This window comes from Paracoccus sp. SSJ, assembly GCF_030234105.1.
Lineage (GTDB): Bacteria > Pseudomonadota > Alphaproteobacteria > Rhodobacterales > Rhodobacteraceae > Paracoccus > Paracoccus denitrificans.
In genome coordinates, this window is sequence record NZ_JASSPE010000003.1 from 232,438 (window position 1) to 254,837 (window position 22,400).

22 protein-coding genes are annotated in these 22,400 nt (G+C 68.4%); 12 read left to right on the forward strand and 10 right to left on the reverse strand.

What is annotated here, in order from left to right; translation table 11 throughout:
• Positions 1-42: 42 nt before the first annotated feature.
• Positions 43-1,149, forward strand: a complete 1,107-nt coding sequence (locus tag QPR87_RS04990; RefSeq protein WP_285048655.1) for a helix-turn-helix transcriptional regulator — start codon at positions 43-45, stop codon at positions 1,147-1,149.
• A gap of 136 nt (positions 1,150-1,285) precedes the next feature.
• Here the strand turns inward: QPR87_RS04990 and QPR87_RS04995 are convergent, their stop codons facing one another.
• A complete protein-coding gene (locus tag QPR87_RS04995; protein WP_011750224.1) occupies positions 1,286-2,056 on the reverse strand; it encodes an RlmE family RNA methyltransferase in 771 nt (256 codons plus the stop codon).
• Position 2,057: 1 nt separating this feature from the next.
• Complete coding sequence (locus QPR87_RS05000; protein ID WP_011750223.1) at positions 2,058-3,182, reverse strand: Ppx/GppA phosphatase family protein; 1,125 nt, start codon at positions 3,180-3,182, stop codon at positions 2,058-2,060.
• A 107-nt stretch (positions 3,183-3,289) separates the two neighbouring features.
• Here QPR87_RS05000 and QPR87_RS05005 point away from each other — a divergent pair, with 107 nt between their 5' ends.
• The 6 genes from QPR87_RS05005 (at position 3,290) to QPR87_RS05030 (ending at position 9,559) form a co-directional block, all read left to right on the forward strand.
• Positions 3,290-3,466 (forward strand): hypothetical protein, encoded by a 177-nt coding sequence (locus QPR87_RS05005; RefSeq protein WP_157137457.1) that lies wholly within the window; start codon positions 3,290-3,292, stop codon positions 3,464-3,466.
• Positions 3,466-4,647 carry a vWA domain-containing protein gene (locus QPR87_RS05010; protein ID WP_230999792.1) on the forward strand — a complete coding sequence of 394 codons (1,182 nt, stop codon included), beginning with the start codon at positions 3,466-3,468 and terminating at the stop codon, positions 4,645-4,647. Before QPR87_RS05005 ends, QPR87_RS05010 begins: the two co-directional genes overlap by 1 nt.
• Positions 4,648-4,674: 27 nt before the next feature.
• Complete coding sequence (locus QPR87_RS05015; protein WP_011750221.1) at positions 4,675-5,361, forward strand: M48 family metallopeptidase; 687 nt, start codon at positions 4,675-4,677, stop codon at positions 5,359-5,361.
• A gap of 53 nt (positions 5,362-5,414) precedes the next feature.
• The gene (locus QPR87_RS05020; RefSeq protein WP_285048659.1) at positions 5,415-6,614 is read left to right on the forward strand and encodes a hypothetical protein; all 1,200 of its coding nucleotides are present in this window, start codon (positions 5,415-5,417) and stop codon (positions 6,612-6,614) included.
• Positions 6,611-7,960 carry a cytochrome P450 gene (locus QPR87_RS05025; RefSeq protein ID WP_285048660.1) on the forward strand — a complete coding sequence of 450 codons (1,350 nt, stop codon included), beginning with the start codon at positions 6,611-6,613 and terminating at the stop codon, positions 7,958-7,960. Before QPR87_RS05020 ends, QPR87_RS05025 begins: the two co-directional genes overlap by 4 nt.
• A 237-nt stretch (positions 7,961-8,197) precedes the next feature.
• Entirely contained in the window at positions 8,198-9,559 is a 1,362-nt protein-coding gene (locus QPR87_RS05030; RefSeq protein WP_285048662.1) for an aminotransferase, read from the forward strand.
• A gap of 18 nt (positions 9,560-9,577) precedes the next feature.
• On the opposite strand, the gene QPR87_RS05035 is transcribed toward QPR87_RS05030, so the two are convergent.
• The gene (locus tag QPR87_RS05035; protein WP_285048663.1) at positions 9,578-9,850 is read right to left on the reverse strand and encodes a DUF3572 domain-containing protein; all 273 of its coding nucleotides are present in this window, start codon (positions 9,848-9,850) and stop codon (positions 9,578-9,580) included.
• 114 nt (positions 9,851-9,964) lie between these two features.
• On the opposite strand from QPR87_RS05035, the gene QPR87_RS05040 reads away from it, so the two are divergent.
• The 3 genes from QPR87_RS05040 to QPR87_RS05050 all read left to right on the forward strand — a co-directional run bounded on the left by QPR87_RS05040 (position 9,965) and on the right by QPR87_RS05050 (position 12,599).
• Positions 9,965-11,353: a diguanylate cyclase domain-containing protein gene (locus QPR87_RS05040; protein ID WP_285048664.1), complete on the forward strand. Its 1,389-nt coding sequence runs from the start codon at positions 9,965-9,967 to the stop codon at positions 11,351-11,353.
• Positions 11,354-11,457: 104 nt separating this feature from the next.
• A complete protein-coding gene (locus QPR87_RS05045) occupies positions 11,458-11,877 on the forward strand; it encodes a DUF983 domain-containing protein (RefSeq protein ID WP_011750215.1) in 420 nt (139 codons plus the stop codon).
• A gap of 2 nt (positions 11,878-11,879) precedes the next feature.
• Complete coding sequence (locus QPR87_RS05050; RefSeq protein WP_011750214.1) at positions 11,880-12,599, forward strand: NUDIX hydrolase; 720 nt, start codon at positions 11,880-11,882, stop codon at positions 12,597-12,599.
• Positions 12,600-12,633: 34 nt separating this feature from the next.
• On the opposite strand, the gene QPR87_RS05055 is transcribed toward QPR87_RS05050, so the two are convergent.
• From QPR87_RS05055 to QPR87_RS05085, 7 genes are all read right to left on the reverse strand, one after another.
• Positions 12,634-13,404: an enoyl-CoA hydratase-related protein gene (locus tag QPR87_RS05055; RefSeq protein ID WP_285048665.1), complete on the reverse strand. Its 771-nt coding sequence runs from the start codon at positions 13,402-13,404 to the stop codon at positions 12,634-12,636.
• A gap of 69 nt (positions 13,405-13,473) precedes the next feature.
• Positions 13,474-13,926 carry a cytochrome c-type biogenesis protein gene (locus QPR87_RS05060; protein ID WP_011750212.1) on the reverse strand — a complete coding sequence of 151 codons (453 nt, stop codon included), beginning with the start codon at positions 13,924-13,926 and terminating at the stop codon, positions 13,474-13,476.
• 3 nt (positions 13,927-13,929) lie between these two features.
• Positions 13,930-15,891, reverse strand: a complete 1,962-nt coding sequence (locus QPR87_RS05065; RefSeq protein WP_285048667.1) for a heme lyase CcmF/NrfE family subunit — start codon at positions 15,889-15,891, stop codon at positions 13,930-13,932.
• An 88-nt stretch (positions 15,892-15,979) separates the two neighbouring features.
• Complete coding sequence (locus tag QPR87_RS05070) at positions 15,980-16,510, reverse strand: holin family protein (RefSeq protein WP_285048668.1); 531 nt, start codon at positions 16,508-16,510, stop codon at positions 15,980-15,982.
• Positions 16,501-17,112, reverse strand: a complete 612-nt coding sequence (locus QPR87_RS05075; RefSeq protein WP_285048669.1) for a holin-associated N-acetylmuramidase — start codon at positions 17,110-17,112, stop codon at positions 16,501-16,503. The genes QPR87_RS05070 and QPR87_RS05075 overlap by 10 nt, the downstream gene beginning before the upstream one ends.
• Positions 17,113-17,187: 75 nt before the next feature.
• Positions 17,188-17,631 carry a cytochrome c maturation protein CcmE gene (gene ccmE / locus QPR87_RS05080; RefSeq protein WP_011750208.1) on the reverse strand — a complete coding sequence of 148 codons (444 nt, stop codon included), beginning with the start codon at positions 17,629-17,631 and terminating at the stop codon, positions 17,188-17,190.
• An 18-nt stretch (positions 17,632-17,649) separates the two neighbouring features.
• Complete coding sequence (locus tag QPR87_RS05085; RefSeq protein WP_285048672.1) at positions 17,650-18,462, reverse strand: glutamate racemase; 813 nt, start codon at positions 18,460-18,462, stop codon at positions 17,650-17,652.
• 504 nt (positions 18,463-18,966) lie between these two features.
• Between QPR87_RS05085 and QPR87_RS05090 the strand changes: the two genes are divergently transcribed.
• Positions 18,967-19,887 (forward strand): LysR family transcriptional regulator, encoded by a 921-nt coding sequence (locus QPR87_RS05090; protein WP_041530436.1) that lies wholly within the window; start codon positions 18,967-18,969, stop codon positions 19,885-19,887.
• A 305-nt stretch (positions 19,888-20,192) separates the two neighbouring features.
• Positions 20,193-22,364 (forward strand): phosphoribosylformylglycinamidine synthase subunit PurL, encoded by a 2,172-nt coding sequence (purL, locus tag QPR87_RS05095; protein ID WP_285048674.1) that lies wholly within the window; start codon positions 20,193-20,195, stop codon positions 22,362-22,364.
• Positions 22,365-22,400: the final 36 nt, after the last annotated feature.

A 22,400-nucleotide genomic window follows, 5' to 3' on the forward strand; every position in this document is an offset into this window, starting at 1 on the left:
GGGGATAGCCTTCCGACATGGATTCGCTGAAAGCCGCGCCTGATGAATGAAGCCCGCCACGCCCTTGCCCCGTCCGATCCGGTCGTGGCGCGGCTGGTCGCGGCCGGCATCACCGCAGGAGCGATCCTGGAGCCGGCGGAAACCGATCCGCGGCTGATGCGGGCGGCCATCCCGCCAGCGGCCCCGCCTGCCGACCCGCGCGGCCGGCCCTCGGTCCTGGCCCCCGATGTCGTCGAACCCTCCGAGGCGGCGGCACCCCTGCTGCCGTCCGGCCCTGCGCTCCGGTCCCAGCCGCTGCCGCGGGGCCGCCCGGGCGACGGGTTGCGCCTGATCCCGCTGGCGGGCCTTCACTGGGGCGGGCCGGTGCGGAGCCGGACCGCTCCGCCCAGCCCTCGGGTCCGGGGCGACCATGTGCTGCTCCGCCCGACCGAGGGCATGGTCACGATCATGTTTCCCCGCCACAACCACCCGCTGCCGCCCGGACGCGTCGCCTTCATTCCGGCGGGCACGGCCTTTTCCCTGAAGCCGCCGCCCGAGGTTCGCGGGTTGGCACTGCTGATCCCGCCCGCGTTGTGCAAGGGCCCGCCGTTGCCTTCGGGGTTCAGCCACGGCCAGCCGGCGGCCGAAGATGCGGACCTGCTCGATCCGGCCCTGTTCGCGCTGGCTTCGGAGCCGCCATGCGGCCCGGCACGCCATGCCGCGACCGCCGGCGGGCTTGCACGGATCGCGGCGGTGCTGTCGCGGCTCGACGACAGTCCGGCCCGGTCCGAGCCGCCGGCCGGCGACCTCGCCCGGGCGCGGGCGCTGACCGAAAGGTTCCTGCGTCTGGCGGGGGCGGAGTTGCCGTTGAACCAGACCATGGCCGAGATGGCGCGGCGGCTGGACTGCTCACTGGCGCAGCTCGACCGTGCCTGCCGGCAAAGCCGGGGGCGCAGCGCGCTGGAACTGCTTTACGACCTGCGGCTGCAATGCGCGATCCGGGCGCTGCGCGACGGCGACGGGCCGGTGGCCGAGATTGCGGGCATGCTGGGCTATAGCGGGCCCGGGCACTTCATGCGCACCTTCCTGGCGGCGACCGGCCGCACGCCCCAGGCCTACCGGACGCTGATGCGCGAACTCCAAGGCAAGCGGCCGACCGACGGACGCTGAGCGCATTCCGGGCTCAACGGTGCCGGCACGGAACGTCCAAAGCCGCATCCCGCCATGCGCCACGGCGCAGGCCGCTATCGGGGGCTCTGCGGGCGGATACGGCAGCGGGCCGCCCGGCCCGGCGCCTTCCCGATCCTCATGCCCCGTCGTCCTCGCCGTTTTCGACATCCTCCGCGTCGCCACGGCCGCGGAACCCTTGGGCCACCACGAATTTCTCGGAAGAGTCGGAGCGGCTTGCCGGGGGCTTCACATTCGCCACCTTGCGGAAATTGCGCTTGAGCATGGCCTGCATCTCGTTCTCGGCCCCGCCGGCCAGAACCTTGGCGACGAAGGTGCCGCCCGGCTCCAGCACGTCGAAGGCCAGTTGCGCCGCCGCCTCGACCAGCGCGACGATGCGCAGGTGGTCGGTGCCCTTGTGCCCGGACGAGGCCGCGGCCATGTCCGACATCACCACATCGGCCCGGCCGCCCAGCCATGCCTTGACCTGTTCGTCCGCACCCTCCGACAGGAAGTCCAGCTGATGGATCTCGGCCCCCGGGATCGGATCGACCTCTTGCAGGTCCACGCCCAGCACGCGGCCGACCTTCTTGCCGGACTTGTCGCCCAGGGCGTTCACCCGCGCGACCGCCACCTGGCACCAGCCGCCCGGCGCGCAGCCCAGATCGACCACCCGCGCCCCCGGCACCAGGAAGCGATACTTGTCGTCCAGTTCCAGGATCTTGTAGGCGGCGCGGCCGCGATAGCCCTCGCGCTTCGCCCGCGCGACATAGGGGTCGTTCAACTGCCGCTCCAGCCAGAGCGTGCTGGAAAGCTTGCGTCCCTTGGCCGATTTGACCCGCACCCGCAGGTCGCGCTGGCCGCGGCCCGAGCTCTTGCGCCCGGAGCCCGGCTTCTTGCCTTCGCTCATCTCATGCCACCCCGTTCATTCCATCCGGGGCCAGCACCCCGTCCTTGACCATCTGCGCATAAAGCAACCCCTCGCGCAGGCCGCGATCGGCGACCGACAGCCGCGTCGTCGGCCAGACCCGCATCAGCGTCTGCAGGATCGCGGCGCCCGACATGATCAGCGCATGCCGCTCGCGCCCGATGCGGGGGTCGGCGCGCCGCCCCTCGGGCCCCAGCGACAGGTAGTCGCGGATCACCCGGTCGATCTGGGCCGAGCTCATGATCAGCCCGTCCACCTTGGTTCGGTCATAGCGGCGCAGGCCCAGATGGCTGGCCGCCACGGTCGTCACCGTGCCCGAGGTGCCGATGATCTGGAACCCCTCCTCCATGGTCTGCGCCAGGGCATAGGGGGCGAAATCCGCCAGCATCTCCTCGAAATGCCAGGACATCAGCGCGAAGCGGCCCTGGTCGTCCTCGACATCCTCGAACTGGTCGCGCAGCGTCGCGACGCCCAGCGGCACGCTGATCCAGTCCACCACCCGGGCGCCGCCCGGCAGCGGATCGCGAAAGCCGTCGCCCAGCCGCATGATGGCGCGCGACCGTTCCTTGGGCTCGACATCCTCCAGGTCGATCCAGACCAGCTCGGTCGAGCCGCCGCCGATATCGACGACCAGCAATTGCTCGGTCCGCTGGCTGACCAGCGGCGCGCAGGAGATCACGGCCAGCCGCGCCTCTTCCTCGGCATCGATGATCTCGACCGGCAGGCCGGTCTCGCGCCGGATCATGCGCAGGAAATCGCGGCTGTTCCTCGCCCGCCGGCAGGCCTCGGTCGCGACCAGGCGCATGCGCGTGACCTGATGCGCCTCGAGCTTGCGCCGGCACACCTGCAAGGCATGCACCGTCCGCGCCATCGAGGGACGCGACAGCCTGCCTGATGCCTCGAGGCCGTGGCCCAATTGGACCGGCTTCGAGAAACTGTCGACCACCTGGAACTGGCTGCCCGCGGGGCGGGCAATCAGCATCCGGCAGCTGTTCGTGCCAAGATCCAAAGCCGCATAGAGCGGCCCGTCCTCGGCCGGGCGGGTGGCGAAAGGCTCGACCGTTTTTCTCGGGAACGCGTCCGCACCCGCAGGACGCCTGGGCGCCATGGTCACGCCCTCCGATAACAAGTTGGTCCGAAAGTAACCTGCGCCCGCCACGCCTTCAAGGGGGGCGTTCAGGGGCGTGCCTCTCGACAGGGCCGCGGGGGCGGGCTATGCCCTGCCCCATGATCGTGATCGCCGCATTCATCCTTGGCGCAGCGATCGGCTGGATGCGCGCCGCGAAAGCCGGCGGCAGCCGCGCCGACAAGCTGCAATATGCCGCCGCCCATGCCTTGGCGCTGACCGTGCTGGGCATATTCCTGACCGTCTTCGTCAGCCGGATGGGCTGATGTTCCGGCCGTTCCTCGACAGTCTGCGCAGGCACGGGGTGCCGGCCAGCCTGCGGGAATACCTGGACCTTCTGGCCGGGCTGCAGGCCGGGCTGTCGGATTGGACGCCCGAGGGGTTCTATCACCTGGCCCGCGCCACGCTGGTCAAGAACGAGGCGCATATCGACCGATTCGACCGCGCTTTCGCCGAAGCCTTCTCGGGCCTCGACGAGATCCCCATCGAGGCGCTGGTGAACGAGGTCTCGATCCCGCGCGAATGGCTGGAAAAGCTGGCCGAAAAGCTGCTCACGCCCGAGGAGCGCGCCGCGGTCGAGGGCGCCGGATCCTTCGAGGAGCTGATGAAGCGCCTGCGCGAGCGGCTGGCCGAACAGCAGGGCCGCCACCAGGGCGGCAACAAGTGGATCGGCACCGCCGGCACCTCGCCCTTCGGCGCCTATGGCTACAATCCCGAGGGCGTGCGCATCGGCCAGCATGAGAGCCGCCACCGCCGCGCCGTCAAGGTCTGGGACAAGCGCGAGTTTCGGGATTTCGACGATTCGGTCGAACTGGGCACCCGCAACATCAAGGTGGCGCTGAAGCGGCTGCGGCAATGGGCGCGGCACGGCGCGCTGGAGGAGCTGGACCTGCCCGGCACCATCCGGGCCAGCGCCGAGCACGGCTATATCGACGTCCAGACCCGGCCCGAGCGGCACAATGCGGTCAAGGTTCTGCTGTTCCTGGATGCCGGCGGCAGCATGGACGACCATTCCCGGCTGGTGGACGAGCTGTTCTCGGCCGCCCGGGCCGAGTTCAAGCACCTGGAGCATTTCTACTTCCACAATTGCGTCTATGAGGCGCTGTGGAAGGACAATCGCCGCCGCTGGACCGAGACCACGCCAACATGGGAGGTCATCAACCGCTTCGGCCGCGACTACAAGGCGATCTTCGTCGGCGACGCCTCGATGTCGCCCTATGAGATTGCGATCCCCGGCGGCGCCAACGAGCATTGGAACCCCGAATCGGGCGAGACTTGGCTGCGGCGTCTGCGCGAGACCTGGCCCGACCATGTCTGGCTGAACCCGGTGCCGCGCGCGCATTGGGGCCATACCCGCTCGATCGCCATGATTCGGGACATCTTCGAGGACCGGATGCAGCCCCTGACGCTGGAGGGGCTGACCCAGGCCATGCGCATCCTTGGCTGACGGCCGCGCCATGCCCATATTGCGCTTATGCTGAAGCTGACGCCGATCCTGCTGATCCTGCTCTATGCCGCCGCGATGTGGTTCTTTTCCGCGTGGCGGCTGAAGGCCGAGCTGAACGCCAAGTCCACGCCGCTGCGCCATCCCCGGCTGGTGCCGATGCTGGACCGGCTGGGCCGCGCCATGGACCTGCCGCGCGTGCAGGCGCATGTCTACGAGGTCGGCCATGTGAACGGGCTGGCCGCACCCGACGGCCGCATCTTCCTGACCCGCGGTTTCCTCGACCGGCTGGACCGCGGCGAGGTGACCGAGGCCGAGCTGGCTTCCGTCATCGCGCATGAGCTGGGCCATGTCGCCCATGGCCATACCCGGCGTCGCATGGTGGATTTCGCCGGCCAGAACGTGGTGCGGATGGTGCTGGCGGGCGTGCTGGGCCGCTTTCTGCCCGGCATCGGCGTCTGGATCGCCAATATCGCCGCCAGCGCCATCGCCGCTCGCCTGTCGCGCCAGGACGAATTCGAGGCCGACGCCTTCGCCAGCGCGCTGATGGTCAAGGCGGGGCTGGGCACCGGGCCGCAGAAAAGCCTGTTTCGCAAGCTCGACCGGCTGGCGGGCGCGGGCCGTGCCGGTGCGCCGGCCTGGCTCATGTCGCACCCCCCGGCCGATGCGCGCATCGCCGCCATCGAAAAGCTGGAGGCGCGCTGGGAATTGGTCTAACTTGTCTGCGCGCGCGAATGGGTTATGCTGCGCCGGCAAGCAGTTGATTTTCCATGACCCGCCCCTTTCGTCGCCGCATCCTTTACATTCCGGGCTATGACCCGATCCCGCCCCGCCGCTATCGCGAACTTTACAGGCGCGAGGGCGCCGAACAGGCGCGCATCTCGGGCTACAGGCTGGAATTGGGCCCGCGGCGCGACCGTAAGGGCTTCGGCTGGGGCGTGAGCGGCGATTTCGGCGGCCGGCGCGTCGAGGCCGAGTTCGAGGTGCTGGTCTGGGCCGATATCGTGCAGGGCTCGATGGGCCAGGGTATCCTTGCGACCTATGGCCAGCTTTTCCGCACGGCATGGGCCTATATCGGCTCGGGCGCGCTGATGCGTCTGGCGCGGCTGCGGCGCGGGCCGGTGATCGCGGCGCTTTATCCGGTGGCGGTGCTGCTGGCGCAGCTTCTGCTCTCGGCGCTGGCCGGGGCGCTCATCGGCTGGGCTTTGGGGCGGCTGACCGGCCTTGGCTGGTGGCTGGGCGGGCCGGTCATGCCGGCGCTGACCTGGGCGGGGCTGCATTTGTGGCGGCGCATCGACGGCAGGATCTTCGCCTGGTATCTGATGCATGACTATGCCTTCACCGCCCGGGACCTGGGCGCCTATCCCCCGGCGCTGGAGGCGCGGCTGGCCCTTTTCGCCGACCGCATCGCAGAGGTGCTGGCGGGCGACTGGGACGAGGTGCTGGTGGTCGGCCACAGTTCGGGCGCCTATCTGGGCGTTTCGGTGCTGGCCGGGCTGATCCGCTCGGGGCGGGTGCCGGCGCAGGGGCCGCGCCTCTCCTACCTGTCGCTGGGCCATGTCGTGCCGATGGCGTCCTTCCTGCCGCGCGCGAACCGCCTGCGCGCCGACCTGCGCGATCTCGCGGGCAGCGCGAAGCTCGACTGGATCGACGTGACCGCGCCGGGCGATGCCTGCTGCTTCGGGCTTTGCGATCCGGTGGCGGTCTCGGGGGTCGAGCCGCCCGGCCGCCGCCATCCGCTGATCCTATCCGCCGCCTTCACCCAAACGCTTTCGCCCGAAAAGCGGCGCAAATTGCGCGGGCGCTGGTTTCGGCTGCATTTCCAGTATCTCTGCGCCTTCGACCGGCCGGGCGACTACGACTATTTCGCCATTACCGCGGGACCGCTGACGCTCGGCCGGCGTTTCGCCGGGCGCTCGCATTCGCCGGGCCGGATCGCCCGGCCCGTCAATCGCTGGGTGGCGACATGATCCCGCCCAAGCCTTCTGCCCGACAGGGGCGCGGCTCGGTCTGGCGCTTCATCCGCGACTTTCGCCGCGACATCCTGTCAGCGCAATCGGACAAGCTCTACCGCGCCTGGATGGCCGAGTTCCGCGGCCCCTTCATCCACAGCTTCACCTGCAACGACCCGGCGCTGGTCGACATGATCCTGCGCGAGCGGCCGATGGATTTCCCGAAATCGCCGCGCATGGCGGCCGGGTTGCAGCCGCTGCTGGGCAATTCCAGCTTCATCTCGAACGGAGAGACCTGGCTGCACCAGCGTCGCATCATCGACCCCGCCTTCGAGGGCGGAAGGCTGCGCGAGGCTTTCCCGGCCATGTGGGAGGCAGCCCTGGCCGGCACCGCCCGGCTGCAACCGCTGGCCGACGGCGCCGAGATCGACATCGAGCCGCAGACCAGCCATATCGCCGCCGACGTGATCTTCCGCACGCTGTTCTCGATCCCGATCGAGGATGAGATCGCCGTCCAGGTCTTCCAAGCCTTCCGCGAACATCAGGAGGCGCAGCCGATGGTGAACCTGGGCGGGCTGATGGCGCTGCCCCGCTGGGCGCGGCTGCACACCCGCCGGGTGCGCGAGACTGCGCGCCGCATCCGCGGCCTGATCCGCCAACTGGTTTCGGTTCGTGCCGCGCAGATCCGGGCAGGCACCGCACCGCAGGATCTGGCGACCAAGATCATGACCACGCCCGACCCGCAGACCGGCGATCTGTTCACCGAGGCCGAGATGATCGACGAGGTCGCGACCTTCTTCCTCGCCGGGCATGAAACCGGCGCCTCGGCGCTGGCCTGGGCGCTCTACCTGCTGGCGGAAAACCCGGACTGGCAGGACCGGCTGGCCGAGGAGGCGCGGCTGAACCTCGCCGCCGATTTCGCCGCGACTCGCAACCTGCCGCTGGCCCGCGCCGTCTTCCGCGAGGCGCTGCGGCTCTATCCGCCCGTTGCCATGACCGTGCGGCAATGCCGGCAGGCCGAGACCCTGCGCGACCGCAAGGCACCCAGGGGGGCTCAACTGGTGCTCTCGCCCTGGCACCTGCACCGGCACGAACGGCTGTGGGTGAACCCCGACGGCTTCGACCCCTCGCGCTGGGAAACCGAGAACGGCAAGACCTGCCTGCGCCGGGCCTTCATCCCCTTTTCGGCCGGCGCCCGTGCCTGCCCCGGCGCGGGCTTCGCCATGGTCGAGGGACCGCTGATCCTCGCGGCACTGGTCCGCGCCTATCGCCTTGAACCCGGCCGCGAGCGCCCGGTCCCGATCATGCGGCTGACGCTGCGGGGCAAGGACGGCATCCGCCTGCGGCTCTTGCCGAGGGGCTAGCGCTACGGCGCATCGAAAGCGCCGCCCGCCTGCCCTTCTCTGTTCCGCAAATACTCATCCGACGCCGGCCACGGGCACCAACCCTGCCGTCCCGCCCCGGCATTTCCACCGCCGCGCCCGGCAATTCGCCGATGCGCCGCCCCGCGGCCCGGCACTTGGCCAAAGCCGCTGCGGCCCCCATTGAACCGCCCCCGGCGCCCGGCTAGCCTTTCGGCAAAGCAGATGGAGGCTGACGACATGAACCAACCGCAAAGCTGGGAAGCCCGGGCCGAGACCTATTCGCTCTACGGTTTCACCGACATGCCCTCGGTCCATCAGCGGGGCACGGTCGTCGTGACCCATGGCGAGGGGCCCTATATCGTCGATGTCCATGGCCGCCGCTATCTGGATGCCAATTCGGGCCTGTGGAACATGGTCGCGGGCTTCGACCACAAGGGCCTGATCGAGGCCGCCAAGGCGCAATACGACCGCTTTCCCGGCTATCACGCCTTTTTCGGCCGCATGTCCGACCAGACCGTGATGCTGTCGGAAAAGCTGGTCGAGGTCTCGCCATTCGACAACGGCCGGGTCTTCTATACCAATTCCGGCTCCGAGGCGAACGACACCATGGTCAAGATGCTGTGGTTCCTGCATGCCGCCGAGGGCAAGCCGCAAAAGCGCAAGATCCTGACGCGCTGGAACGCCTATCACGGCGTGACCGCGGTTTCGGCCTCGATGACCGGCAAGCCCTACAACTCGGTCTTCGGCCTGCCGCTGCCCGGCTTCATCCACCTGACCTGCCCGCATTACTGGCGCTATGGCGAGGAAGGCGAGACCGAGGCGCAATTCGTCGCCCGCCTGGCACGCGAGCTTGAGGATACCATCACCCGTGAGGGCGCCGACACCATCGCCGGCTTCTTCGCCGAGCCGGTGATGGGCGCGGGGGGGGTGATCCCGCCGGCGAAGGGTTATTTCCAGGCCATCCTGCCGATCTTGCGCAAGCATGATATCCCGATGATCTCGGACGAGGTGATCTGCGGCTTCGGGCGCACCGGCAACACCTGGGGCTGCCTGACCTACGACTTCATGCCCGATGCGATCATCTCGTCCAAGAACCTGACCGCGGGCTTCTTCCCGATGGGCGCCGTCATCCTCGGGCCCGACCTCGCCAAGCGGGTCGAGGCCGCGGTCGAGGCGATCGAGGAGTTCCCGCACGGCTTCACCGCCTCGGGCCATCCGGTCGGCTGCGCCATCGCGCTGAAGGCCATCGACGTGGTGATGAACGAGGGGCTGGCCGAGAATGTCCGCCGCCTCGCACCCCGCTTCGAGGCGGGGCTGAAGCGCATCGCCGACCGCCCGAACATCGGCGAATACCGCGGCATCGGCTTCATGTGGGCGCTGGAGGCGGTCAAGGACAAGCCGACCAAGACCCCCTTCGACGCCAATCTTTCGGTCAGCGAGCGCATCGCCAATACCTGCACCGATCTGGGGCTGATCTGCCGGCCGCTGGGCCAGTCCATCGTGCTGTGTCCGCCCTTCATCCTGACCGAGGCGCAGATGGACGAGATGTTCGAAAAGCTGGAAAAGGCGCTCGACAAGGTCTTTGCCGAGGTGGCCTGACGCGATCCGGGCGGCCCCCTACCAGGGGTCGCCCCCACCACCCAGAACGGCGCGGGCCATCTGCACCCGCTGCGGTGCGATCTGTGCGGCCTGCGCGAAATCCAGCACGCGCTGGTCGAGCTCCAGCAGGAAATCCAGCACGAAGACCGCGAATTCCGGCCGCCCCGCCATGGCGCGCAAGCCGGTCACGTCGCTGCCCGATTGCGCCAGCATCGCCCCCACCAGTTCCGCATCCCCGGCGATATGGGCAAAGCCCGCATCGGCAATGTCGCGTGCCTCGTTCGGTGTCATCCGCGTCTCGCTCTTATGAAGGCCGGGGCGATTTTCTTCGCGGCCGGAAAGGATTTGTTAACCATTGCCGCGCAAGATGCGACTCCGGGCTCCGGGTGTAAAGCAGGCGTGATCATGGCTGGGCGCATTCTTGTCGTTGACGGCTTGCCGACGAACCGCATCACGATGAAGGTGCGGCTGGCTTCGGCCTGCTACGAGGTCTCGACCGCCAGTTCGGGGGCCGAGGCGCTGCGCCTGGCGCGGCTGATCCACCCGCAGATCGTGCTGATCGGTGCCAACCTGCCCGACATGGACGGCCTTGCCCTTTGCAACGCAATGCGCGCCCTGCCCTGCGCGGCCGACCTGCCGGTGCTGGTCCAGGCCAGCGGTGCGAATCGCGTCTCGGCGCTGAGGGCGGGGGCGACCGCGCTGATCGACGCCCGCTGCGACGAGTTGACGCTGCTTGCGCGCATCCGCGGGCTGATGCGGCACGAAACCGGCGGGCTTGAGCATCCGGCACCCGGCATGGCCGAGGCGGCGGCAGGCTTTGCCGCAGAAAGCCGCCCCCACGCGGTCTTCGTCGCCGACCGTCCGGCCACCGCGTTGGGCTGGCGGCATGCCTTGCAGGACCGGGTGGATTTCGCCATCTCGGTGCGCGAGCCCGAGCATGCGCTGGCCGAGGCCGCCTCGGCCCGGGTGGCGGATCTTTATCTGATCGCCGCCGATATCCAGCTGCCGGGCGACGGGTTGCGGCTGCTCTCCGAATTGCGCGCCCGCCCGCGCTCGCGCGAGGCGGCGGTCGTCATCGCCCTGCGCCCCGGGCGGGACGAGATGATGCCGGTGGCGCTGGACCTCGGTGCCGGGGACGTGCTGCCCTGGGTTCTGGCCCGCCCGGATGCCGCTCCCGAGACGGCGATGCGACTGCAAGCCCAGCTTGCCCGCAAGCATGAGGCCGACCGGCGCCGGCACGAGACGCAGCGCAACATGCGCTGGGCGATGACCGACCCCCTGACCGGGCTGCACAATCGCCGCTTTGCCTTGCCGCGCCTTGCCGAGCTCGCTGCCGAGGCGCAGGAGCGGCAGGGCGTCCTGGCGGTCATGTTGATGGACCTGGACCATTTCAAGCAGGTGAACGACATCCACGGCCATCCCGCCGGCGATGCCGTGCTGGCCGGGATCGCCGCGCGGCTGGCCGCGACCTTGCCCGAAGGCGCCCTGCTCGCCCGCATCGGCGGCGAGGAATTCCTGGCCGTGCTGCCCGATTGCCCGGCCCGCGCCGCCCGCCGCGTGGCCGAGGGCCTGCGCCATGCGGTGATGGCCGCACCCATCCCCCTGCCGCAGGGCTGCACGGCTGCCGAGCTATGCGTCACCATTTCGGTCGGGGTGGCCCTGGGCCACGGGGGCCCGCACCTGCCGCCGGTCGACCCCGAGGCGCTGCTGGCCAGCGCCGACCGCGCGCTGCTCAATGCCAAGTCCTCGGGGCGCAACCGAATCGTCATGGCCTCGACGGTGATCGCGGCATGAATTGCCGCTGCGTCCCTTTGTCGCGGCCGCCCCGGACCCAAGCCGCGCTTTTCTTTGCAGGCCGCTTGCCCTAGATAGAAGCGGAACAGGAAAGGAACGCGCTCATGCCCCATGCCTATTCAGACGGGATGCTGCCCGAACGTCCGCTCAAGCCGGCCATGCTGCGAGGTGCCCTTGGGCGCTGCCCGTCCTGCGGCCAGGGGCGGCTGTTCCAGGGCTATCTCTCGGTCAGCCCGGCCTGCCCGCATTGCGGCGAGGAACTGCACCATCAGCGCGCCGACGACGGTCCGGCCTACCTGACCATCTTGCTGGTCTCGCATCTGGGCGCGCCGCTCTTGCTGGCCATCTTCATGATGTATCGCCCGTCGGCCATGTCCATGCTGATCGGCTTCGGCCTTGGCGCGGTGGTGCTGTCGTTGCTGCTCTTGCCGCGGATCAAGGGCGGTATGGTCGGCTTCCAATGGGCGCGGCGCATGCACGGTTTCGGTGCCGGACCCGCCGTGATCGAGGCCGCCGCGTCGTGACCATGACGATCGAAGCCACCCCGGGGGGACGCGGCGGCGCCGAGCAGCCGATCCGCGATGCCGCCACCATCATCGTGCTGGACCGCAATGCCCATGACGGGCCGTCGGTGCTGATGGGGCAAAGGGGCGCTTCGGCTGTGTTCATGCCCTCGAAATACGTCTTTCCCGGCGGTGCGGTGGATGCCGCCGATGCGCAAGCGCGGCTGGCCGGCGACCTGCCGCCCCGCAGCGCGGCCCTGCTGGCGGCCGAACCGCGCATCGACTCGCAGGTGACGCCGCTGGCGCTGGCTGCCGCCGCCCTGCGCGAACTGGCCGAGGAGACCGGCCTGCTGACCGGCCCCCCTGGCCCCGCGCCCGAGGGCTGGGACCATTACGCCGGCGCCGGGTTGGCGCCCGATCCCTCGGCGCTGATCTACATGTTCCGCGCCATCACCCCGCCCGGCCGGCCGCGCCGTTTCGATGCGCGTTTCCTGCTTCTGGATGCCGAGCGGCTGCATGGCGACCGCAACGATTTCAGCGCCGCCTGCGACGAGCTTTCGCATCTGCATTGGGTGCCGCTGACCGAGGCTCGGGCGCTGGACCTGCCCTTCATCACCGAGGTGGCGCTGGCCGAAGTGGCAAGCCTGCTGGCGGCGGCCGGGGACGGGCCGCTGGCGCTGCCGCAATCCGTGCCTTTCTTCGACAACCGGCTGGCGACCCCACGCTTCCTGCGCATCGGCTAGGCCAGAGCGGCGCGGCCGATCACGGCGCGCCGGATCAGCGTCCCTTGAACCGGGGCGCGCGCTTTTCCAGGAAGGCCGCGACACCTTCGGCGAAATCCTCGGTCCGGGCCATCTCGCCTTGCAGCCGGGCCTCCAGCCGCAATTGCCCGGCCATGTCGTTGTTGCCCGAGGCGCGCAAAGCCTGCCGGATCGCCAGGAAAGCCGCCGTCGGCCCCTCGGCCAGGGCCTTGGCCCGCGCGGCCACGACGGTCTCGAACTCCGCGTCCGGCACCGCCTCCCAGATCAGCCCCCATTCCGCCGCCCGGGCCGCGGGGATGCGGTCGGCGAACAGCATCATCCCCATGGCACGCGGCACGCCGACCGAACGCGGCACGATGAACGTCCCCCCCGCATCCGGGATCAGCCCGATCCGGCTGAAAGCCTGCACGAAGCTGGCGCTTTCCGTAGCGATGACCACATCGGCGGCCAGCGCCAGATTGGCCCCCGCCCCGGCCGCGATGCCGTTCACCGCGGCGATCACCGGCACCGGCGCCTCGGCGATGGCGGCCAGCATCGGCTCGTATTCCTCGCGCAGGATGGTCTCGACGTCGAACCCGCCGCCGGCATCGGTCAGATCCTGGCCCGAGCAAAAGCCGCGCCCGTTGCCGGTCAGCACCACGCAGCGCGTCTCCTGCGGCAAGTTCGTCAGTGCCGCGACGATCTCGGCGCGCATGGTGCGATTGAGCGCGTTGACCACGTCGGGCCGGTTCAGAGCCAGCCTTGCGATGCCGTCCCGATGCGTGAATTCGATGGTCTGAAAGCTCATCCCTGCCTCTTCCCCTGCTTTCGGCCATCCTGCCGGGGTGCTGCGGGACAGGAAAGCCCCGACCCTGCGTCAGTCGCGCAGGATCCTTTCCAGCCTGGCCTTTTCCTCGTCGCTGAGCTTGGCCGGCCCCTCTTCGGCCAGGTTGCGCGAGCGGACGAAGCGCCAGCCCACCAGCAGCGCCAGCAACGCCATGACCGGCCCGGCCAGGTAGAGCAGCCAGTTCGCGCCGCGCGCCGGGGGCTCGAACAGGACATATTCGCCGAAACGGTCGGCGATGGCCTGCACCGCCTCGGTATCGCTGTCGCCGGCAACCAGGCGCTCGCGCAGGTAGAGCCGCAGGTCGCGGCTGATCGCGGCATTCGATTCGTCGATGGTTTCGCCCTGGCAGACCGGGCAGCGCAGGGTCTTGGAAATCTCGCGCGCCCGCGCCTCCAGCGCCGGATCGGACAGCACCTCGTCGGGCTGGACGGCGAAGGCGGGCAGCGCAAGCAGCAGCGACAGGCAAAGGATCAGCGCGCGCATGGGCTACTCCGCCGGTTGGGGTGCGGTGCGGGCATGGCGGGCGCCGGCGGCGACGCGATAGCGCCGGTCCGACAGGCTGATGAAGCCGCCAAGCGCCATCAGCGCCGAGCCCAGCCAGATCCAGCTGGCGAAGGGCTTGATATAGACGCGCACCGCCCAGCCGCCGCCCTGCTGTTCGTCGCCGATGACCAGGTAGAGGTCGCGGAACGGGCCGCTCTGGATCGCCGCCTCGGTCGTGGGCATGGATTGCACCGGATAGACCCGCTTTTCGGGATGCAGCAGCGCAACCTGCTGCCCGTTGCGATCCACCGTCATCGCGGCCGTGATCGAGTTGTAGTTCGGGCCGGGGCGCTCTTCCACGCTTTCCAGGGTGATGTCGTAGCCGGCGACGGTGAAGGTCTCGCCGATGCGGGCCACGCGGATGTCCTCGACCTGCCAGGCCATCAGCAGGCTGATGCCGATGAAGGTGACGCCCAGCCCGGCATGGGCTACGGCCTTGCCCCAATCGGCGCGCGGCAGCCGGCGCAGGCGGGACAGGCCGGAGTTGCCGGTGCGCAGCCACAGGTCCACGACCGCGCCCGCAACCAGCCAGGCACCCAGCCCGGCGCCGATCACCGCCAGCGCCGAATGGCCGGTCGAGACGGCAAAGACCAGCGCCATCACCGCCCCGGCAAAGACCAGCGCGCCGCGCAGCGGATACAGCGCGCGTTTGAGCTTGCCGCGCTTCCACGGCAGGATCGCGCCCACGGGCAGGATGATCGCCAGCGCCACCATGAAGGGCGTGAAGGCCTGCTCGAAGAAGGGGGCGCCCACCGACAGCCTGCGGTCCCACAGCATCTCGGCCACCAGGGGCCAGACGGTGCCGATGAAGACCACGAAGGTCGAGACCGCCAGCAGGATGTTGTTGAGCACCAGCGCCCCCTCGCGCGAGACCGGGGTGAAGGCGCCTCGCGCCTGCATCGAGGCGGCGCGGAAGGTGTAAAGCAGCAGCGCGCCGCCGACGAAGAACGCCAGGATCGCCAGGATGAACACCCCGCGCTTGGGGTCGCTGGCAAAGCTGTGGACCGAGGTGATGACCCCCGAGCGCACGATGAAGGTGCCGATCAGCGAAAAGCCGAAAGCCATGATCGCCAGCAGGATGGTCCAGCTTTTCAGCACCTCGCGCTTTTCCACCACGATGGCGGAATGCAGGAGCGCGGCGGCGATCAGCCAGGGCATGAAGCTGGCGTTTTCCACCGGATCCCAGAACCAGAAGCCGCCCCAGCCTAGCTCGTAATAGGCCCACCACGAACCCAGCGCGATGCCGATGGTCAGGAAGACCCAGGCCGCCAGCGTCCATGGCCTGACCCAGCGCGCCCAGGCGGCGTCGACCCGCCCTTCGATCAGCGCGGCCACGGCAAAGCTGAAGGCCATGCTGAGCCCGACATAGCCGAGGTAGAGGAAGGGCGGATGGAAGGCGAGGCCCGGGTCCTGCAAGAGCGGGTTCAGGTCGCGCCCGTCGAAAGGCGGGCTCGCCATGCGCAGGAAGGGGTTCGAGGTGAACAGGATGAAGCCCAGGAACGCCGCGCCGATCGAGCCCTGCACCGCCAGAACCCGCGCCCGCAGCTTGGGCGGCAGGTTCGCGTCGAATATCGCCGCCATCGCGCCGAACAGCGCCACGATCAGCACCCAGAGCAGCATCGAGCCCTCGTGGTTGCCCCAGACGCCGCTGATCTTGTAGATCATCGGCTTGGCGGTATGCGAGTTCTGGTAGACCAGCGCGACCGAGAAGTCCGAGGTCACGAAGGCCATGGTCAGCGCGACGAAGGAAATGCCGACCAGCCCGAATTGCGCCAGCGCGGCGGGGCGCGCGGAGTCGATCCAGCCGCCCCAGCCCTTGCCGGCGCCAATCATCGGCACGATCATCTGGAAGATGGCCACGGCAAAGGCAAGGATCAGTGCGAAATGGCCAAGTTCAGCGATCATGGGCTCCCTCCGGGTGGCTGCCCCGCAGGATAACCGCGGCGCGGGCGGCAAGCCAGCCCCCCGCGCCTGCCAGATTGTCACAGCATTGCTAGCGCGCAGCCTTTGCCGCAGCCCAATCCCGCAAGGCGGCGTTGTCCTCGAAGGGTTCTGCCGTCATCGGCGCGAAGGGTGCCGCTTGCCCGGGATCCGCTTCCGCGATCCGCGAGGGGCCGGGTGGAATGGGTCGGCGGCGAAAGTAATGCGCCTCGCGCGCGCCGAAATAAAAGCTGATGATGGCGCCCAGCAGCCACCAGAGCGGCTCGGGCACGAGGTCCAGGTTCTGCATCCGCAACCCGAAGCCCTCGGGGTCGGCCATGGCATAGGCGAACAGCCCCACCGTCCCCAACGTCATCAGCGGACGCGGCAGGCGGTTCAGCCCGTTCATCATGCCGTCGAACCAGCCGCATGGCCGGGCGGCGAACTCGCCGGAAAGCTGGGCGACGGTGCGGGCATGGGCCTCTTCGTCCAGTTCCATGCGCCGCGTCGCGTTCTCGCGGAACAGCTCGGCCATGCCGGTCGCGGCATGGGCGACGGTGGTGACGGCGGCGCCGGCACCCAGAAAGCGGTCCATCAGCCCCATTTCGCCACCCTTGCCCGGTGCTCGGCCAACGTGAGGTGATATCTGGCCGAGATGAACTCCTCGGCCCGCAGGATCCAGCCGCCCTTGCCCCCCGATTGCGTGCGGGCGTATTTGCGGCTGGCCGGCCGCGCATTGCCCAGCGAATAATAGTAGTTGCGCCGTGCGATCCCGTAGGCGTCGGCGAAATAGCCCGGCGCCGCCGCGTCGGCCTGCCGCGCCGCCAGGATGGTGCGCGGCCCGACCAGGCCGTCGTCGGCCGCGGCAAAGCCCATCCGCGTCACCAGCCGTTGCAGGATCTTCACCGCATTGCTGCCGGCGTTGACATACATGTCGAAGACCGAGGCCTGCACCGAGGCGGGCAGTTCCGCCAGGCGCGGCCGGCGAAAGTAATGCTCGACGAAGATGCGCTCGGCGTCGGCGCGGGTCAGCGCCCTGACATCCGCCACATCGACGCGCCCGTCGCCGGTCTTGTCGATGCCCAGCCGCTGCAAGGTCGCCAGCGTCACGCCGTAATTCGTTGCCCCGCCCGGGTCGTCGGGGTCGTTGACGTAGCCCCCCTCACGCGCGACGATCTCGGCCGCGATCTGCGTCACTGTCTTCATTCCAGCCTCCAATCCTGAAGCGGACCGAGGCTGGAGAAATCCGGTTAACCGGCCGTTAACCGGGCGTGCGTTGCGTCAGGAATTCGGCTCCTGATAGACGCCCTGCTCCTTGAGCGAATCCATGACCTCGCGCGGCATGTAATTCTCGTCGTGCTTGGCCAGGATCTCGGAGGCAACGAAGGTTTCGCCCTCCATCCGCCCGGTGCCGATCATGCCCTGGCCCTCGGAGAAAAGGTCGGGCAGCACGCCGGTAAAGCGCACCGGGACGGTGGCGCCGCCGTCGGTCACGCGAAAAGTCACCGTCTCGCTGGCGCCGCGCACCAGGCTGCCATCCTCGACCAGCCCGCCAAGGCGAAAGACCTCGCCGGCCTCGGGCGGGTTCTCGGCCATCTGGCTGGGCGAGCGATACAGGTTGATGCCGTCGCGAAATCCATAGCCGATCAGCCCGACGGCCAGGACAAGGGCCACGGCAGCGGCGACGAGGATCTGGATACGGCGCTTTTTCTTCAAAGACTTCATGATGCAAGCTTTCCTGCTTCAGGCGCTTTCGAACCTGATCGGATGGCGGAGGAATTGAGTGGCCTTGCCCGAGACCCGCTCGGGATCGCCGGTGGTCAGGAAGCGCGAGACATTGCCCGCGCCCAGCATTTCGGGATGGCGCCCAAGATAGTCCTCAAGGCTTTCCGCCACGAGGTTGGGCTGGGAATAGACCGTGACCTGCGACCCCAGCGCCTTCTGGAAGGCGGCCTGCACCAGCGGGTAATGGGTGCAGCCCAGGATCGCCGCTTCGGGATGCGGCATGCGGCGCAGCAGGGCCTCGACATGGGATGTCACCAGCGCCTCGGCCAGGATCTCGTCGCCCATCTCGATGGCATCGACGACGCCGCCGCAAGGCTGGGCCTCGACATCGACGCCGATGGCGCGAAAGGCCAGTTCCCGCTGGAAGGCGCGGCTGGCGACGGTCGCGGGCGTGGCGAACAGCGCCACATGCTTTACCGCCACCTCGCGCGGCGGCGAATTGTCGCCCCAGCGCCGTTCGGTCAGCGCTTCGATCATCGGCACGAAGACCCCCAGAACGCGCTTGTCAGCGGGCAGCCAGGTTTCCTGCATGCGCTTGAGCGCGGCGGCCGAGGCGGTGTTGCAGGCGAGGATCACCAGATCGCAACCCTCGGCCCAAAGCCGCTCGACCCCGGCGCAGGTCAGATCGAAGATGTCGTCGGCGTCGCGCACGCCGTAGGGGGTATGGGCATTGTCGCCCAGATAGACCAGGGGCAGGTCGGGCATGCGCGCGGCGATCGCAGACAGAACCGTCAGTCCGCCCAGACCCGAATCGAATACGCCCACCGCCATGACTTGCCTCCTGCTCGCGACAGGTCTTTTTAGGATGCACCGGACCGGAACGCCATGATTTATGTCACCTGGCCAGACGTGGATCGGACGCGTTGCAGCGACAGGGGGCGCGGGCCCGCATGGGACGGGTTTCCCGGGGATTCCTGCCTGATCAGGGCATGGCCGCGTTCCGGCGCGGTCGTGATCGGTGCGGCTTGCGGCAGAAGGTCGCGTGACGGCCGCGTCCGGTGCCCGAGCGTATCCCGCGCCTGCTCGTCACGGCATCGGCCGCGCCTGCGCGCCGCTCAAAACCGCGTGATGCCCTGCCCTGCCGAATCGGCCCGCAAGGTCGGATTCCTGCACCCTTGTTCAGCCTGCGTTCACCCGATGCCCGCTCGGTGGGCGTTGTAGGTAAGCCATACTGACGGATAAAGGAATTCGTGGCGCTTTGCAGGCTTGTTCCGCTAACCTTCTGTGATAAGGGTTGCACGGATTGCATGGCTGATGCCGCAAGAAAGCACTGTTATGGATTGGGATAAGTTAAGAATATTTCACGCCGTCGCCGACGCGGGCAGCCTGACCCACGCGGGCGATGTTTTGCACCTGTCCCAGTCCGCCGTCAGCCGCCAGATCCGCGCGCTGGAGGATTCGCTGGGCACCACCCTTTTTCACCGCCATGCCCGCGGGCTGATCCTGACCGAGCAGGGCGAGTTGCTGTTCGAGGCAACCTCGTCCATGGTCCGCAAGCTCGACACGACCGCCGCCCGCATCCGCGACAGCGAGGAAAGCGTCTTCGGCGAGCTCAAGGTCACCACGACCACCGGCTTCGGCACCATGTGGCTGGTGCCGCGGCTGGCCAAGCTTTACGACCGCTATCCGGACCTCAAGATCGACCTGATGCTGGAAGAGCGCGTGCTGGACCTGCCCATGCGCGAGGCCGATGTCGCCATCCGCATGAAAGAGCCGAACCAGCAGGACCTGATCCGTCGCCGGTTGCTCAACATCCGCATGCGGCTTTACGCAACGCCGGAATATCTGGCCAAGGCCGGCATGCCGCAGACGCTCGAGGATCTGGGGCCGCACCGGCTGATCTGCCAGAACCCGCAGACACCGCAGGTCAGTTCGGGTGCCGTGCTGTCGCAGATGCTGCTGGGGCGCAACATCAGTTCGACCCTGATGGTGAACAACTATTTCGGCGTGCTGCAAGGCGTGCTGAACCATGTCGGGATCGGCGTGCTGCCGGATTACCTGTCGGCGGATTTCCCCAGCCTGACCCGCGTCCTGCCCGATATTCAGTCGGGCGAGGTGCCGGTCTTCCTGGCCTTCCCAGAGGAATTGCGCGCCTCGCGCCGCGTTGCCGCATTCCGCGATTTCGTGCTCGAGGAAATCCAGTCGCTGCGCCGCCAGCAGACCGAGGAACAGGTTACCGACCCCTCCGCGAAGTGAGCGCCAAACGGGCAGATGCCGCCGGCCTCTGCCCGAGGCATTCGCACAACGCATATCGGCCATGTGCTGCAACGCGGAAATGGTCCTTGAACCGTTCGCCGACTGCACATATTTCCAGTCTCGAAGGCGATGGTTTGAGGAAACTCTCATCACCTTCACCTCCCTGTTGGACTTGAGCCGGGCTTCGTGCCCGGCTTTTTTTTACCCATTGCGGCCCGGGTTTTCCCCTCCGCCGCGCGCGGCCTCTTTCCTAACCCTTCGCCGCCGCTTAAAAGGCCGCAAATCCGGGGAAAAGGGCGCCAGACATGAACGAACCGCAGATCACCGAGGAACTGATCGCCGCGCACGGGCTCAAGCCCGACGAATACCAGCGCATCCTCGAGATCATCGGGCGCGAGCCGAGCTTTACCGAACTCGGCATCTTTTCGGCCATGTGGAACGAGCACTGCTCCTACAAGTCGTCCAAGAAATGGCTGCGCACCCTGCCGACCACGGGCCCGCAGGTGATCTGCGGCCCGGGCGAGAATGCGGGCGTCGTCGACATCGGCGACGGCCAGGCCGTGGTCTTCAAGATGGAAAGCCACAACCACCCCAGCTATATCGAGCCGCACCAGGGCGCCGCGACCGGCGTCGGCGGCATCCTGCGCGATGTCTTTACCATGGGCGCCCGCCCCATCGCCGCCATGGATGCGCTGTCCTTCGGCCGGCCCGAGCATCCCAAGACCGCGCATCTGGTCAAGGGCGTGGTCGAGGGGATCGGCGCCTATGGCAATGCCTTCGGCGTGCCGAACGTGGGCGGCGAGGTGCGCTTTCATCGCAGCTATGACGGCAACTGCCTGGTGAACGCCTTTGCGGCGGGTCTCGCGGACAGCGACAAGATCTTCTATTCCGCCGCCTCGGGCGTCGGCATGCCGGTGGTCTATCTGGGTGCCAAGACCGGCCGCGACGGCGTCGGCGGCGCCACCATGGCCTCGGCCGAGTTCGACGACACCATCGAGGAAAAGCGCCCCACCGTGCAGGTCGGCGACCCTTTTACCGAGAAATGCCTGCTGGAAGCCTGCCTGGAACTGATGCAGACGGATTCCGTCATCTCGATCCAGGACATGGGTGCGGCCGGCCTGACCTGCTCGGCGGTCGAGATGGGCGACAAGGGTGGCTTGGGCATCAAGCTGGTGCTGGACGCCGTGCCGCAGCGCGAAACCAACATGACCGCCTATGAGATGATGCTTTCCGAGTCGCAGGAACGCATGCTCATGGTGCTGAAGCCCGAAAAAGAGGCCGAGGCGCGGGCGATCTTCGAGAAATGGGATCTGGACTTCGCCATCGTCGGCGAGACCATCGCCGAGGACCGTTTCCTGATCGTCCACGGCAACGAGGTCAAGGCCGACCTGCCGCTGTCCAAGCTCAGCTCCAGCGCGCCGGAATACGACCGCCCGTGGACCCCGACGCCGGCTGCGGCCGAGATGCCCGCCCTGCCCGCCATCGCCCCCATCGCGGCGCTGAAATCGCTGATCGGCAGCCCGAACCATGCCCATAAGGGCTGGGTCTGGGAGCAATACGACACCCAGGTCGGCGCCGACACCGTCCGCCGTCCCGGCCTTGGCGCCGGCGTGGTGCGCGTGCATGGCACCCAAAAGGCACTGGCCTTCACCAGCGACGTGACCCCCCGCTACGTCAAGGCGAACCCCTATGAGGGCGGCAAGCAGGCGGTGGCCGAGGCCTATCGCAACCTGACCGCCTGCGGCGCCCTGCCGCTGGCCACCACGGACAACCTGAACTTCGGCAACCCGGAAAAGCCCGAGATCATGGGCCAGCTGGTCGGCGCCATCAAGGGCATCGGCGAGGCTTGCGCGGCGCTGGATTTCCCCATCGTCTCGGGCAACGTCTCGCTTTACAACGAGACCGACGGCAAGGGCATCCTGCCCACGCCCACCATCGGCGGCGTCGGGCTGATCGCCGATCTGGACGATCTGATCGCCGGCCTGCCGGCCGAGGGCGATCTTGCGCTGGTCATCGGCGAAACCCGCGGCCATCTGGGCCAGTCGGCGCTGGCCGCCGAGGCTTTCGGCATCGAGGCGGGCGATGCGCCGCATGTCGACCTGACCGCCGAGCGTCGCAACGGCGAGTTCCTGCGCGCGCATGGCAAGCTGGTCTCAGTCGCAACCGACCTGTCGGATGGCGGGCTGGCGCTTGCCGCCTTCGAACTGGCCGAGGCGGCGGGACTGGGCGTCACGCTGGACAGCGCCGAGATCGCCCAGCTTTTCGGCGAGGACCAGGCGCGCTATCTGGTGGCCTGCTCCGAGGAGAATGCCGCGCAACTGGTCGAGGCGGCCCAGGCGGCGGGCGTGCCGCTGGCGCGCGTGGGCCGGTTTGGCGGCGAAGCGGTGGCCTTTGGCGGCGATGCCGCACCGCTGGCCGAATTGTCGCAGCTTTATCGCAGCGCCTTCGAGAAAAGCCTGAATCTGGAACTGGCCTGAGCCTTTTCTGAATCTTTACGCACCCGGCATTCGCAC

Excerpts from the sequence above, each read along its gene's own strand:
- QPR87_RS05050 (WP_011750214.1), top strand. The coding sequence starts at position 11,880 with ATGACGATCGAAGCCACCCCGGGGGGACGCGGCGGCGCCGAGCAGCCG.
- QPR87_RS05015 (WP_011750221.1), top strand. The coding sequence starts at position 4,675 with ATGCTGAAGCTGACGCCGATCCTGCTGATCCTGCTCTATGCCGCCGCG.
- QPR87_RS05085 (WP_285048672.1), bottom strand. The coding sequence starts at position 18,462 with ATGGCGGTGGGCGTATTCGATTCGGGTCTGGGCGGACTGACGGTTCTG.
- QPR87_RS05030 (WP_285048662.1), top strand. The coding sequence starts at position 8,198 with ATGAACCAACCGCAAAGCTGGGAAGCCCGGGCCGAGACCTATTCGCTC.
- purL (WP_285048674.1), top strand. The coding sequence starts at position 20,193 with ATGAACGAACCGCAGATCACCGAGGAACTGATCGCCGCGCACGGGCTC.
- QPR87_RS05025 (WP_285048660.1), top strand. The coding sequence starts at position 6,611 with ATGATCCCGCCCAAGCCTTCTGCCCGACAGGGGCGCGGCTCGGTCTGG.
- QPR87_RS05070 (WP_285048668.1), bottom strand. The coding sequence starts at position 16,510 with ATGGGGCTGATGGACCGCTTTCTGGGTGCCGGCGCCGCCGTCACCACC.
- QPR87_RS04990 (WP_285048655.1), top strand. The coding sequence starts at position 43 with ATGAATGAAGCCCGCCACGCCCTTGCCCCGTCCGATCCGGTCGTGGCG.
- QPR87_RS05035 (WP_285048663.1), bottom strand. The coding sequence starts at position 9,850 with ATGACACCGAACGAGGCACGCGACATTGCCGATGCGGGCTTTGCCCAT.
- QPR87_RS05000 (WP_011750223.1), bottom strand. The coding sequence starts at position 3,182 with ATGGCGCCCAGGCGTCCTGCGGGTGCGGACGCGTTCCCGAGAAAAACG.
- QPR87_RS05010 (WP_230999792.1), top strand. The coding sequence starts at position 3,466 with ATGTTCCGGCCGTTCCTCGACAGTCTGCGCAGGCACGGGGTGCCGGCC.
- ccmE (WP_011750208.1), bottom strand. The coding sequence starts at position 17,631 with ATGAAGTCTTTGAAGAAAAAGCGCCGTATCCAGATCCTCGTCGCCGCT.
- QPR87_RS05075 (WP_285048669.1), bottom strand. The coding sequence starts at position 17,112 with ATGAAGACAGTGACGCAGATCGCGGCCGAGATCGTCGCGCGTGAGGGG.
- QPR87_RS05040 (WP_285048664.1), top strand. The coding sequence starts at position 9,965 with ATGGCTGGGCGCATTCTTGTCGTTGACGGCTTGCCGACGAACCGCATC.
- QPR87_RS05045 (WP_011750215.1), top strand. The coding sequence starts at position 11,458 with ATGCCCCATGCCTATTCAGACGGGATGCTGCCCGAACGTCCGCTCAAG.
- QPR87_RS04995 (WP_011750224.1), bottom strand. The coding sequence starts at position 2,056 with ATGAGCGAAGGCAAGAAGCCGGGCTCCGGGCGCAAGAGCTCGGGCCGC.
- QPR87_RS05005 (WP_157137457.1), top strand. The coding sequence starts at position 3,290 with ATGCCCTGCCCCATGATCGTGATCGCCGCATTCATCCTTGGCGCAGCG.
- QPR87_RS05055 (WP_285048665.1), bottom strand. The coding sequence starts at position 13,404 with ATGAGCTTTCAGACCATCGAATTCACGCATCGGGACGGCATCGCAAGG.
- QPR87_RS05020 (WP_285048659.1), top strand. The coding sequence starts at position 5,415 with ATGACCCGCCCCTTTCGTCGCCGCATCCTTTACATTCCGGGCTATGAC.
- QPR87_RS05090 (WP_041530436.1), top strand. The coding sequence starts at position 18,967 with ATGGATTGGGATAAGTTAAGAATATTTCACGCCGTCGCCGACGCGGGC.
- QPR87_RS05060 (WP_011750212.1), bottom strand. The coding sequence starts at position 13,926 with ATGCGCGCGCTGATCCTTTGCCTGTCGCTGCTGCTTGCGCTGCCCGCC.
- QPR87_RS05065 (WP_285048667.1), bottom strand. The coding sequence starts at position 15,891 with ATGATCGCTGAACTTGGCCATTTCGCACTGATCCTTGCCTTTGCCGTG.